This is a genomic window from Luteimonas composti (genome assembly GCF_042678665.1).
Taxonomy (GTDB): domain Bacteria; phylum Pseudomonadota; class Gammaproteobacteria; order Xanthomonadales; family Xanthomonadaceae; genus Luteimonas; species Luteimonas composti.
On sequence record NZ_JBHTKU010000004.1, the window covers coordinates 348386 to 360928 of the forward strand.

Annotated in this window: 13 protein-coding genes; 6 read left to right on the top strand and 7 right to left on the bottom strand. The window is 71.2% G+C overall.

What is annotated here, in order from left to right:
• Positions 1-401 precede the first annotated feature (401 nt).
• From gcvH to ACFQ2D_RS13665, 5 genes are all read right to left on the bottom strand, one after another.
• Positions 402-797: a glycine cleavage system protein GcvH gene (gene gcvH, locus ACFQ2D_RS13645; protein WP_280942571.1), complete on the bottom strand. Its 396-nt coding sequence runs from the start codon at positions 795-797 to the stop codon at positions 402-404.
• A 90-nt stretch (positions 798-887) separates the two neighbouring features.
• The gene (gene gcvT, locus ACFQ2D_RS13650; RefSeq protein ID WP_280942570.1) at positions 888-1982 is read right to left on the bottom strand and encodes a glycine cleavage system aminomethyltransferase GcvT; all 1095 of its coding nucleotides are present in this window, start codon (positions 1980-1982) and stop codon (positions 888-890) included.
• A gap of 72 nt (positions 1983-2054) precedes the next feature.
• Positions 2055-3014, bottom strand: coding sequence for a cation diffusion facilitator family transporter (locus ACFQ2D_RS13655; RefSeq protein ID WP_280942569.1), 960 nt, complete (start codon positions 3012-3014; stop codon positions 2055-2057).
• A 173-nt stretch (positions 3015-3187) separates the two neighbouring features.
• Complete coding sequence (locus ACFQ2D_RS13660; protein WP_280942669.1) at positions 3188-3625, bottom strand: NfeD family protein; 438 nt, start codon at positions 3623-3625, stop codon at positions 3188-3190.
• A 9-nt stretch (positions 3626-3634) separates the two neighbouring features.
• On the bottom strand, positions 3635-4606 hold the full coding sequence (locus ACFQ2D_RS13665; RefSeq protein ID WP_386795679.1) for an SPFH domain-containing protein: 972 nt from the start codon (positions 4604-4606) through the stop codon (positions 3635-3637).
• Positions 4607-4761: 155 nt separating this feature from the next.
• On the opposite strand from ACFQ2D_RS13665, the gene ACFQ2D_RS13670 reads away from it, so the two are divergent.
• The 3 genes from ACFQ2D_RS13670 to ACFQ2D_RS13680 are packed head-to-tail and all read left to right on the top strand — an operon-like array spanning position 4762 to position 7119.
• Positions 4762-5355 (top strand): RNA polymerase sigma factor, encoded by a 594-nt coding sequence (locus ACFQ2D_RS13670; RefSeq protein WP_280942566.1) that lies wholly within the window; start codon positions 4762-4764, stop codon positions 5353-5355.
• A complete protein-coding gene (locus ACFQ2D_RS13675) occupies positions 5348-5923 on the top strand; it encodes a hypothetical protein (protein ID WP_280942565.1) in 576 nt (191 codons plus the stop codon). The genes ACFQ2D_RS13670 and ACFQ2D_RS13675 overlap by 8 nt, the downstream gene beginning before the upstream one ends.
• Before the next feature lie 23 nt (positions 5924-5946).
• On the top strand, positions 5947-7119 hold the full coding sequence (locus ACFQ2D_RS13680) for a PDZ domain-containing protein (RefSeq protein WP_280942564.1): 1173 nt from the start codon (positions 5947-5949) through the stop codon (positions 7117-7119).
• Between the two features lie 534 nt (positions 7120-7653).
• On the opposite strand, the gene hemP is transcribed toward ACFQ2D_RS13680, so the two are convergent.
• Complete coding sequence (hemP, locus tag ACFQ2D_RS13685) at positions 7654-7854, bottom strand: hemin uptake protein HemP (protein WP_280942563.1); 201 nt, start codon at positions 7852-7854, stop codon at positions 7654-7656.
• Positions 7855-7933: 79 nt separating this feature from the next.
• Positions 7934-8899 carry an aldo/keto reductase gene (locus ACFQ2D_RS13690; RefSeq protein ID WP_280942562.1) on the bottom strand — a complete coding sequence of 322 codons (966 nt, stop codon included), beginning with the start codon at positions 8897-8899 and terminating at the stop codon, positions 7934-7936.
• A gap of 90 nt (positions 8900-8989) precedes the next feature.
• On the opposite strand from ACFQ2D_RS13690, the gene ACFQ2D_RS13695 reads away from it, so the two are divergent.
• From ACFQ2D_RS13695 to ACFQ2D_RS13705, 3 genes are all read left to right on the top strand, one after another.
• Entirely contained in the window at positions 8990-10117 is a 1128-nt protein-coding gene (locus ACFQ2D_RS13695) for a GGDEF domain-containing protein (RefSeq protein ID WP_280942561.1), read from the top strand.
• Positions 10118-10255: 138 nt separating this feature from the next.
• Positions 10256-11554, top strand: coding sequence for a NupC/NupG family nucleoside CNT transporter (locus ACFQ2D_RS13700; RefSeq protein ID WP_280942560.1), 1299 nt, complete (start codon positions 10256-10258; stop codon positions 11552-11554).
• Between the two features lie 18 nt (positions 11555-11572).
• The gene (locus ACFQ2D_RS13705) at positions 11573-12529 is read left to right on the top strand and encodes a ribokinase (RefSeq protein ID WP_280942559.1); all 957 of its coding nucleotides are present in this window, start codon (positions 11573-11575) and stop codon (positions 12527-12529) included.
• The last annotated feature ends 14 nt before the right edge of the window (positions 12530-12543 follow it).

The window sequence follows — 12543 nt, forward strand, 5'->3', positions numbered from 1 at the left end:
ACGGCGACGCATCGCGCGCCGGCCGATGTCGAAACGAAAGCGCGGAAAACAAGCGTGTTTTGAAAATTCGCATGCGACGCATGCGCGTTCGGCCCAGCCGGGCGCGACGCGTCGCACGTCGTTGCGTGCACCCTTCCGTCGAGCACGACGCGGGTTGAACGAAAGCTTGCGGAAGGACGCGTTGCGCGCCGCACAACGGTCGTTTGCGCGAAAAGTGCGCAAACTTTTTCGGGGAGGGAGTGGCGTCCGCGGTCGCGAAACGATCCGCGTGCGAGGTTGGCCTGGACGAAAGTCGCGGCGCGTTGGCGGCGCGCGCGTTCCGGAATTCTCCGGAAGCGGAGGTGCCGCGACACGGTCGACGGCACCCGGTGCGGCGGACGTCGCGTCCGCCGCGTGATCGATCAGTGATCGTCTTCCTCGAGCAGCTCGGCGTAGTCGTCCGGCTCGAGCAGTTCGTTGAGCTGGTCCGGCTCGCTGGCCTCGACCACGTACAACCAGCCCTCGCCGTAGGCGTCTTCGTTGATCGTCTCGGGCTTGTCGGCCAGGGCGCTGTTGACCGCGACCACCGTGCCCGACACCGGCGCGTACACGTCCGAGGCGGCCTTGACCGACTCGACCACCGCGCAGGCGGTGCCGGCCTCGACGCTGTCGCCGACCGCCGGCAGTTCGACGTACACCAGGTCGCCGAGCAGCCCCTGCGCGTGGTCGGAGATGCCGACGGTCACCTTGCCGTCGCCCTCGACGCGCGCCCACTCGTGGGACTTCATGAACTTCAGGTCGCCAGGGATCTCGCTCATCGTGGACTCCGCTCTCGTACGGGCATCAGGGGAAGGGGCGGATAGTGTAGCCAAGCCCGGCGTCGCCGCCGCAATCGGCGCCGGGTCCGATCAGAGGATCCTGCCTTCGCGGACGAACGGGAAGTTCACCACCCGCACCGGGATCTCGCGGCCACGGATGTCCACCCGCACTCCCTCGCCCATGTCGCCGGCCGGCACGCGCGCGAACGCGATCGCCTTGCCGATGGTGGGCGAGAAGGTGCCGGACAGGATCTCGCCCTCCCCCGCAGGGGTGAGCACGCGCTGGCCGTGGCGCAGCACGCCCTTCTCGTCCATGACCAGGCCGATCATCTGCCGCGGCGCGCCGTCGCGCTTGTGCTGCTCGAGCGTCGGGCGGCCGATGAAGTCGCGTCCCTCGTCCAGCGCCACGGTCCAGCCGAGCGCGGCCTCGAACGGCGACACCGACTCGTCCATGTCCTGGCCATAGAGGTTCAGACCAGCCTCCAGGCGCAGGGTGTCGCGCGCGCCCAGCCCAGCCGGCTTCACCCCGGCCTGCAGCAGCGCATCCCACAGCGCCACCGCGCCGGATTCCGGCACGACGATCTCGAAACCGTCCTCGCCGGTGTAGCCGGTGCGGGCGATGAACAGGTCGCCGAACGGCGTGCCGGCAGTCTCGCGCGCGGCGAACCTGCCGAGCTTGCCGAGCGCGGCCGCGTCCTCGCCGCCGACCAGGCCCGCTACCCGCTCGCGCGCGTTCGGACCCTGCACAGCGATCATCGCCAGGTCCTCGCGCTCGCGGACCTCGACGCCGAAGCCGGCGGCATGGCTGCCGATCCACGCCAGGTCCTTGTCGCGGGTGGACGCGTTGACCACCAGGCGGAACCAGTCCTCGCGCAGGAAGTAGACGATCAGGTCGTCGATGATGCCGCCCTGCCCGTTGAGCATGCAGGCGTACAGGGCCTTGCCGGGCTGCTTGAGCTTGTCCACCGAGTTGGCCAGCAGCTTGCGCAGGAACGGGCGCACCTGGTCGCCATGCAGGTCGACCACGGTCATGTGGCTGACGTCGAACATGCCGGCGTCGCGGCGCACCTGGTGGTGCTCGTCGATCTGGGAGCCATAGTGGATCGGCATGTCCCAGCCGCCGAAGTCGACCATCCTGGCGCCGAGCGCACGGTGGCTGTCGTTGAGGATGGTCTTGCGGGTCATGGCGCGGTCCGGTAGCGGGAATGCGCGGATTATCCCAGAACCCGCCGCTCCGGGCCCCTGCGCCCGGGCCAGTCAGTGGCGATGGGCGTGGCCGTGGTGATGGGCATGCGCGTCGTGGGCCGCAAGCGGGTGCGCGTCGTCGCAGTCCGGCCCGTGGCAGTCGCCGGCGCCCTCGACCTGCAGCGTCGCGTGGCCGATATCGAAGCGCTCTCGCAGCAGGCCGGCCGCCAGGTGGCGCAGCGCGCGCGGATCGGCGGAGGCGTCCACCACCAGGTGCGCGGTCATCGCCGCGCGGCTCGACGCCAGCGACCACACGTGCAGGTCGTGTACGCCGGCCACGCCCGGCAGGCCGGCGAGCGCGGCGCGCACCTGGCCCAGGTCGATCCCCTCGGGCACGCCCATCATCAGCACGTTGCCGGCCTGGCGTACCAGTGTCCACGCGCGAGGCAGCACCCACAGGCCGATCGCCGCGGCGATGATCGGGTCGGCGGCCTGCCAGCCGGTGAAGCGGATCACCAGCGCGGCGACGATCACGCCGATCGAGCCGATCATGTCGGCCCAGACCTCGAGGTAGGCGCCCTTCATGTTCAGGCTTTCGCCACTCCCCGCCTGCAGCAGGCGCATCGCGACCAGGTTCACCACCAGCCCGGCGATCCCGACCACCAGCATGCCGATCGAAGCGACGGGCGCAGGTTCCAGGAAACGCTGCACCGATTCCCAGAGGATGTAGGCCGACAGGCAGAACAGCAGCAGGCCGTTGGCCATCGCCCCCATCGCCTCGGTACGCACGTAGCCAAAGCTGCGTTGAGCGTCGGGCGGCCGGCGCGACAGGCGCACCGCGACCAGGGCGATGCCCAGGGCCAGCGCGTCGGTCGCCATGTGCGCCGCGTCCGAGAGCAGGGCCAGACTGTTGGTGGCGAAGGCGGCGGCCAGCTCCACCAGCATGAAACCGGCGATCAGTCCGAGCGCCCACCACAGCGGCTTTTCGTGACGGATGCTGGCGGCGCTGGCGTGGTCGTGGTCGTGTCCCATGGGCCGGCACGCTAGCGGCGACGGTGGCTGTTACACAATCGCCATGGCCGGAGGATGCGGTTCGTCCCGCGCCGCAGCCTCGGCAGGCAAACGCATCGACCCGCGTGCTGCCGGACCCGACGCCGCGGGGCGGAGACCCGCCCGAATCCCGCGGCAGCCGGCCGCCGGACGGATCAGGTTCCGGCCGGCTCCACCCGCAGCGCCACGCCGTCGGTCCCGACCACGCGCACCGGCGTGCCGGCGGCCAGGTCCGGCCCCTCGACCACCCAGAATGCGTCGCCGATCTTCACCCGCCCGCGTCCGGCGACGATCGGCTGCTCCAGCGGCACCACGCGACCGATGTGGTGCAGCGCGCGGCGGTTGAGCGTGGGGTGATCGCTTTGGCGGCCACGACCGCGGAACCATTTGCGATAGACCTGGATCGACGCGAAGCTCAGCACCACGAAGGCGGCCACCTGGGCCAGCAGCGGGATCCCCGGGACCGCCAGCACGGCGAGGAACACCGCCACGGCGGCGAACGCCATCCACAGCATGAAGGCACCCGGCGCCAGCGCTTCGGCCGCGAACAGCAGCAGCGCGACCGCGGCCCAGGCGACCACGTCCCAGCGCAGGTCCATGGCTCAGTCCCCCGCCGGGAAGGTGGCGCGGTTCTGCGGCGGGTTGCGCGGCGCCGCCTGCTGCTTGCCCAGCGCCTCCCTGGCGAGTTCGGCGACGCCCGCGATCGAGCCGATGATGCCGCTGGACTCCATCGGCATCAGCACGAACTTCTGGTTGGGTGCGGTCGCCAGCTTGCCGAACGCCTCGACGTACTTTTGCGCCACGAAGTAGTTGATCGCCTGCACGTCGCCCTGCGCGATCGCGTCCGAGACCATGCGCGTGGCGTTGGCCTCGGCCTCGGCCAGGCGTTCGCGCGCTTCGGCCTCGCGGAACGCCGCCTCCTTCTCGCCCTCGGCTTCCAGGATCGCCGCCTGCTTCTCGCCCTCGGCGCGCAGGATCGCCGACTGGCGGTGGCCCTCGGCCTCCAGGATCACGGCACGGCGCTCGCGCTCGGCCTTCATCTGCCGGGCCATGGAATCGACCAGGTCGCGCGGCGGCTGGATGTCGCGGATCTCGATGCGGGTGACCTTCACGCCCCAGGGATTGGTGGCGTGGTCGACCACGTTGAGCAGCTGCGCGTTGATCGTCTCGCGCTGGCTCAACGACTCGTCCAGGTCCATCGAACCGATCACGGTGCGGATGTTGGTCTGCACCAGGGCGATCATCGCGACCTCCAGGTTGGCCACCTCGTAGGCCGCCTTCGCCGCGTCGAGCACCTGGAAGAAGACCACGCCGTCGACCTTGACCACCGCGTTGTCCTTGGTGATCACGTCCTGGCTGGGCACGTCCAGCACCTGTTCCATCATGTTGACCTTGCGGCCCACCCCGTAGACCACCGGGATCAGGAAGTGCAGGCCCGGCGTCATGGTGTGGGTGTAGCGGCCGAAGCGCTCCACCGTCCACTCGTAGCCCTGGGGCACCATCCGCACCGTCTTGAACAGGATCACGATGCCCGCCACCAGCAGCACCGCGGTCAGGAACATGCCTCCACCCATGGTCTCGCTCCCCTTATTCGATGAATCCAGTATAGGTCCATGACGGCGGCTGCCGGCCGGATGTGACCGTGGCGGCCACGCCCCTGACCGATGCCACGCGCCCTGGCGCACGGTGGCTGCGACGCTTCCGGCCGCTGCCGCATCCATAGCCGTACATGCCGCCCGAACCGCCCGCCTCCTCCAGCTTCGCCATCGCCGTGCCCGCGGCGCTGCTGGCCCGCGTGCGCGCCGGCGAGCGCGCGGCGTTCGAACAGGTCTACCGCTGGTTCGAGCGGCCGGTGTTCACCCTGGCGCTGCGGATCTGCGGCGATCGCGAGGAGGCGGCCGAGGTGTTGCAGGACACGATGCTCAAGGTGATGGACAGGATCGACGGCTTCCGCGGCGACAGCCCGTTCTGGGGCTGGCTGCGACAGATCGCGGTCAACGAGGCGCTGATGCGGCTGAGGCGCACGCGCCAGCAGCCCGACGGGCTGGACATGGAGCTGCACGAGCCCGCCGACGACGCCACGCCGCTGCCGCCAGCCGCGGCCGACGCGGCGATCCTGCAGCGCGCCCTGGCGTCGCTGCCCGCGTCGACCCGCAGCGTGCTGTGGCTCTACCACGCCGAGGGCTATACCCATGAGGAGATCGGCGTGCTGATGCAGCGCACCACCAGCTTCTCGAAATCGCAGCTCGCGCGCGGCACCCGCCGCCTGCGCGTCCTGCTCGAACCGGACGCGCGTCCGGTGGAGGCCACCAGCCATGCATGACCATCGCCCGCCCGCGCCGCAGGACTGGCGCGACGCGTTCTCCGCGCTTCCGCTGGAAGCGCCCCCGCCCGGAGGCTGGGAGGCGCTGTCGGCGCGGCTCGATGCCAGGCGCCCCGCGCCTGCGACGTCGCGGCCGGCGCGCGCCGTCCGCTGGACGCGCTGGGCCGCCGGCGTGGCCGCCGCGGCCGTGGCGTTCACCCTCGTCTCGCCCTGGCGCAGCATGCCGGAACAGGCACCCGAGGCCGCGCCGGAACCGGTCGCCACCGTCGGGCAGGAGTCGCTCGAGCGGCTGTATGCCGAGTCGGCGCAGCTGGAATCGCTGCTGGCGGCCGCCCGCGACGAGCGCGTGTCCAGCGCGACCGCGGCCTTGCTCGCCGACACCCTGGAAGCGCGCCTCGCCGCGATCGACGCCGCGCTCGCCCAACCCGATCTCGACCGCAAGACACAGGCCGCGCTGTGGGAACAGCGCGTCGAAGGCCTGCGTGCGCTGACCGGCTTCGAAAGCAACCGTCGCTGGCTTGTCGCCCAGGGCACGCGCTACGACGCCGCGCTGGTGCTCGTCGACTGACCTTTCAAGCATTGGAGACCTGCATGAAATCCCCATCCGTTTCCCTGCTGGCCATCGCCATGGCCGCACTGCTGGCCGGAACCGCCGCGGCAAGCGATCCCGTGCGCGCGACCGCCGCGGAGTCGCGGGAACTGGCGCAGGCGCACGAGGCGCTGCGCAAGGCGGCGGCGCGCGTCGCCGAGCTCTCGCGCGAACACGGCGAACTGGCCCACCGCATGCACGAACGGAGCGAGCGCGCCCGTGCCCGGCCGCTGATCGGCGTGCTGCTCGACGGAGACGCGCGGCCGGGCGTGCGCGTTACCGGCGTCACGCCCGATGGCGCGGCCGCCAAGGCCGGGCTGCGCAGCGGCGACCGGCTGATCTCGGTCGACGGCGTGCAGATCCTCGGCAGCAACCCGGACCTGCGCCTGGAAAACACGCGCAAGCTGCTCGGCAACCTCACCGCAGGCAAGGCCGCGCGCCTGGGTTACGAACGCGATGGCCGCATCGCCACCGCCACCGTGACCCCTGCGACGCGGACGCATGCGCTGGCGCTGGCCACCGGCGACGGCGGCCGCTTCGAATGGTTCGACGACGGCCAGCTCGAACGCGCCATGGCCTCCGCCCGCGAAGGCATCGACGCCGGCCTGCTGGCGCTGGAATCGGTGCCTGGCATCGCGCCGGACGTGCGACGCGAGATCCAGCGCATCAGCCGCGATTCCGCGGGGTGCAGCGGCGAAGACTGCGGCGTGCCGCGGCTGCTGTCCGCGTTCCGCTGGAACGGGCTGAACCTGGCGGCACTGGATGCGCAGCTGGGCCGCTACTTCGGCACCGATCGCGGCGTGCTGGTGCTGTCGACGGGCGAACTCGAGGGCCTGCAGGCGGGCGACGTGATCCAGCGCGTCGACGGCAAGGCCGTGGCCACGCCGCGCGAGGTGATGGCCCAGCTTCGGGGCAAGGACGAGGGTACGCGCGTCCCGTTGGAGTACCTGCGCGAACGCAAGGCCGGACGCACCCAGGTGGTCGTACCCACGTTGGCCTGGCCGCCGCGGCCACCTGCGCCGCCCGCGCCACCTGCGCCGCCGCCGCGGCCCAGCGGCAACGCTCCCACTGCCCCGGCGCCGCCGTCGAAGCCACCCGCGCCACCGGCTCCGCCGCGCGCTCCTGCGGTCGCCGATGCCGTGAAGATGGCCGGCCCGATCATCGGAGTCGTCTGACGCGGGACCGCCCGCCCCCTGCCGCGCCGCGCGCAGGCACGCGCGACCATGACGCAGGCAACCGGTGGCGTCCCGCGTTCAAAGGGCGGCCCGCAGAATCGCCGCGGCCGCCGTGCAGAGCCGCCGCACGCCCGGCCGGGCGCCGATCCTGCTCCCGCTACGCGGTTGGGGAGGTCCGCCCCTTCGACGACTTCAGCCGGACTCCGCACGCCGGCCAGGGCGTCGTGCGCAATCGTGCGTACGCATCGGGCCGTTCTCGCAGCAGCGATGGCCGACACCGCGACACCGCATCGCCTGCTCTGCGTTGAAGGCAGGGCGATGCCCAGGTCGATTCACCTGAAGCCGGAAAGCGCCCGCTACCGCACCTGTCGCGCATGCGCGTCCACGTTCTCACGTCCTCGCGACCTTGCGCGACGGCAGAGAATCATGGGGCGGCCGGCGTGCCGGACAAGGGAAAGATGGGTGGCAGTGGCCGATGGCGGATCGGTGCGAGGCCCGCCGGCACTTCTGGCGCCGACGCCACCGGGCGTGGGACTACTTGGTGAGGATCAACTTGTCGTTGCGGGTATGCCGCAGGCGGTACCACTCGTTGCCGTGGCGGATCCGCACCTCGCGCTGGCCCTGGAGCAGGCGGAGGCTATCGAGTTCGACGGTGGGGGCGGTCGCACGCGGCTGCTCGTGGCCGAGGGCCGGCGCATCCTGGACCGGCGTGGCGGGTTCACAGCTCGACAGCATCGCGGCACTCCTCGGAGGCGGGATGAGGATGCTAATGATTCTCATTGGACTGTCAACCGCCGCTGGTCGGCGACCTGGCCTAGCGCGTCACGCATTCCAGCCGTCGCCAGGTCGGCTCGTCGAAGCGATCCACCAGGTCGAGCGCGCCGAGGTTCTCGCGCAGCTGGCCGGTGGAACTGGCGCCGAGGATCACCGTCGAGACATGCGGGTTCACCAGGCACCAGGCGATGGCCAGCTGTGCGGGCGCCACCCCCATTTCGCCGGCCAGCGCGGTGAAGCGGCGGGCACGCTCCAGCCGCGACATCCAGCGCTCGCGATCGTGCACCGGGCTGTGCTCGCCGAGATGGGCGAAGCGGCTGTCCTCCGGCACGCCGTCGTTGTACTTGCCGGTCAGCAGGCCGGAGGCCAGCGGCGACCAGATGGTGGTGCCCAGGCCGTGCTCGGCGTAGAGCGGCGCGTACTCGAGTTCGACCCTGTCGCGGTGCAGCAGGTTGTACTGGGGTTGTTCCATGGTCGGGCCGTGCAGATGATGGCTGCGCGCGACGTGGATGGCTTCGCGGATCAGCGCCGCCGGCCATTCCGAGGTGCCCCAGTACAGCACCTTGCCCTGGCGGACCAGCGCATCCATCGCCCACACGGTCTCGGCCACCGGCGTGTCCGGATCCGGTCGATGGCAGAAGAACAGGTCGAGATAGTCCACGCGCAGACGGCGCAGCGCGTCGTGGCAGGCGTCGCGCACGTGCTTGCGCGACAGCCCCACCTGGCTCGGACGCGGGTCGGCGGCCGAGCCGAAGCGCACCTTGCTCGAGACGCAGAAGCCGTCGCGCGGCAGGCGCAGGTCGGCGATCACATCGCCCATGACCCGCTCGGCCTCGCCGTGAGCGTAGTTCTCGGCGTTGTCGAAGAAATTGACCCCGCTGTCCCAGGCCAGCGCGACCAGTTCGCGCGCCTCGCCGCGGCCCAGGCGGGACCCCGCGGTCAGCCAGGCGCCCAGCGACAGTGCCGAGAGCTTCAGCCCCGAATTCCCCAGTCGGCGGTAGTGCATCTCTCCGGCTCCGGCGTTGCCATCCACGCCCGACAGTCTATGCGAGCGCGCGGTATCCTCGCGCGGCGATCCCGCCTGCCCGGCCCGACCATGCACGAACCCGCCCCGCTCAAACGCGTGCTCGCCACCCTGTTCGGGCGGCCCGACGAAGTGATGCTCGAGCTCGGCGCGGGCGGCGAGCTGCTGGTGGCGAAAGTGCGCGCGCTGCTGTCGCTGCTGGTCCTGGTGCTGCCGCTGGCCGCCGCGCTCGATGGCGCCGCCACCAATCGCACCCTGGTCGGCCTGGGCGTCGCGGTGCTGGTCAACATCGTGGCGCAGGTGTGGCTGGCGCTCGCCCGCAACCACCGCCGCCACCACTGGCTGCCCTATGCCACCGGCGCCTGGGACATCACCGCGACCACCGGCGTGCTGGCAATGCTGTCGCTGGACGACCCCGGCGCCGGTCTCGACAGCCTGGTGGTGTGGTGCTTCTACCTGTTCGCCATCGCGCTCACCGCGCTGCGCAGCGACGGGCGCCTGACCGCCTTCGTCGGCGGGATGGCGATCGTGCAGTACGCCGCGCTGGCCGGCACCGTGCTCTCCCTCGCGCCGGCGGCCTCCGCGGCGATCTCCGAAGACGCCCCGTCGCTGGCCGAGCAGGGCCAGCGCCTGCTGCTGCTGGCGATGATGACCCTGCTCACCAGCACCATCGTCTACCGCATGCAGCGGCTGATCGAACTGTCCGGCCGCGACGCCCTGACCGGCGTCCCCAACCGTGCCTGGCTGCTGCAGCGCCTGCCGCGCATGTTCGAGGCCGCACGCCGGGAAGGCAGCACGGTCACCATCGGCCTGGTCGACGTGGACCACTTCCGCCGCGTCTACGAGCAGATCGGACACCTCGGCGGCGACCGCGCCATCCGCCACATCGCCGAACACCTCGGCGCGATGCTCGGCGAGGACGAATACCTGGCGCGCATCGGCGGCCAGGAGTTCGTGCTGGTGCTGGGCTGTCCGATCGGCAGCGCCTGGGAGCGGATCGACCGCTCCCGCCGCAGCCTGGCCGCCCAGCCCTTCCACTCCGAGCGCGGCACCGAACCGGTCGCCCTGGCCTTCAGCGCGGGCCTGGCCGCGTTCCCGCAGGACGGGGCCACCGCCTCGGCCCTGCTGGGCAGCGCCGACCGGCGGCTGCAGGAGGCCAAGCGCACCGGCCGCAACCGGGCCATCGCCCGGGACAGCTAGTCCGGCCACCCGTCGCGGTCGCCGCGGGCACTTTACGGCCGCCCTCGCCCCTCCGCCGCGTGCATCGAAGTTGCCGCAGGCTGCCCGCTGCTCTAGGCTGCCGCGTCTGTTTTGCACGAAAACACTCCGGGGAAAGGGATGGATGCACTGGTGCGCGCCGGTTTCGGCCTGTTCGGGCTGGCGGTGCTGATTGCGCTGACCTGGCTGTTTTCGAACAACAAGCGCCGGGTCGACTGGACCCTGGTCGGCACCGGCATCGCCCTGCAGATCGGCTTCGCCGCGGTGGTGCTGCTGGTGCCGGGCGGACGCGACGTGTTCGACGCGCTCGGCCACGGCTTCGTGAAGATCCTGGGCTTCGTCAACGCGGGCTCGGAATTCATCTTCGGCAGCCTGATGAACACCGAGACGTACGGCTTCATCTTCGCCTTCCAGGTGCTGCCGACCATCATCTTCTTCGCCGCCCTGATGGGCGTGCTCTACCACCTGGGCGTGATGCAGTTCGTGGTAAGGATGATGGCGCTGGCGATCACGCGGGTGATGCGCGTCTCCGGCGCCGAGACCACCAGCGTCTGCGCCAGCGTGTTCATCGGCCAGACCGAGGCGCCGCTGACCGTGCGCCCCTACATCTCGCGCATGACCGAGTCGGAGCTGATCACGATGATGATCGGCGGCATGGCGCATATCGCCGGCGGCGTGCTGGCCGCCTACGTCGGCATGCTCGGCGGCGGCGATCCGGTCGAGCAGGCCTACTACGCCAAGCACCTGCTGGCCGCTTCGATCATGGCCGCGCCGGCCACCCTGGTGATCGCCAAGATCCTGATTCCCGAGACCGGCGAGCCGCTGACGCGCGGCACGGTGAAGATGGAAGTCGAGAAGACCTCCAGCAACATCATCGACGCGGCCGCCGCCGGCGCCGGCGACGGCCTGCGCCTGGCACTGAACATCGGCGCGATGCTGCTGGCCTTCATCGCCCTGATCGCGATGGTCAACGCGCCGCTGACCTGGCTCGGCGAAGTGACCGGCATCCAGGCCGCGATCGGCAAGCCGCTCGACCTGGCCGCGATCTTCGGCTGGGTGCTGGCCCCCATCGCATGGCTGATCGGCGTGCCCTGGCAGGACGCCGGCACGGTCGGCTCGCTGATCGGCCAGAAGGTGGTGATCAACGAATTCGTGGCCTACCTGCAGCTGGCCGACATCGTGAACGGCCGCGTGGACGGCGTCGTGCTCAGCGAGCAGGGACGCCTGATCGCCACCTACGCCCTGTGCGGCTTCGCCAACTTCAGCTCGATCGCGATCCAGATCGGCGGCATCGGCGGGCTCGCGCCCGACCGCCGCCAGGACCTGGCCCGCTTCGGCCTGCGCGCCGTGCTCGGCGGCACCGTGGCCACCCTGATGACAGCGACCATCGCCGGCGTGCTGACCAACCTCGGCGCCTGACCGACGGAGGAACTGCCCATGTCCGCTGCAGCGCAGGTGGTCGTGGTCGGCTCGTTCAACATCGACCACGTCTGGCACGGCGAGGCGCTGCCGCGCCCGGGCGAGACCCTGGTCGGCAGCTACGCCACCGGCCCAGGCGGCAAGGGTTTCAACCAGGCCACCGCCTGCGCGCGCAGCGGCGCGCGCACCGTGTTCGTCTGCGCACTGGGAACCGATGCCGGCGCCGAACTGGCGCGGGGCCTGGCCGCGCGCGACGGCATCGACCTGCGCGCCGAGTCGCCCGACGCACCCACCGGCACCGCCGGCATCTACGTGGCCCGCGACGGCAGCAACAGCATCGTGATCGGCCCCGGCGCCAATGGCCTGCTGTCGCCGGAATTCATCGCTCGCCAGGCCCAGGCCATCGCTGCCGCCCGCCTCGTACTGGCCCAGTTGGAATCGCCGGTGGAGAGCGTGCTGGAAGCGATGCGGCTGGCCCGCGCCGCCGGCGTTCGCACCATCCTCAACCCGGCCCCGGCCAACGCGCCGAGCACGCGCGAGCTGCTGGCGGTGGCCGACGTGCTGACGCCGAACGAAACCGAGTTCGCCGCCCTGCTCGCGCGCCACGCGGGCGAAAGGGTCGATGCCGGCGCACTGGCCGAGTTCGACGACGCGCGCCTGCACCGGCTGTGCCGGCTGCTGCTGCCACGCGGCACGGTGGTGATCACCCTGGGCGCCGCGGGCGCCTTCGTCTCGCACCGCGAAGACAAGTGCCGTGGCGACGAGGTCGCCTGTTACCGGGTCCCTGCGTTCGAGGCCGCAACCGTGGATACCACCGGCGCGGGCGACGCGTTCAACGGCGCGCTGGCCAGCTCGCAGGCGGTCGCACCGGACCGCAGCTTCGCCGACCACGTCCGCTTCGCCAGTCGCTACGCCGCGCTGTCGACCGAGCACGAGGGCGCGGCGGCGGCGATGCCGAAGCTGGCGACCCGCTGAGCGTTGCCGGCAGC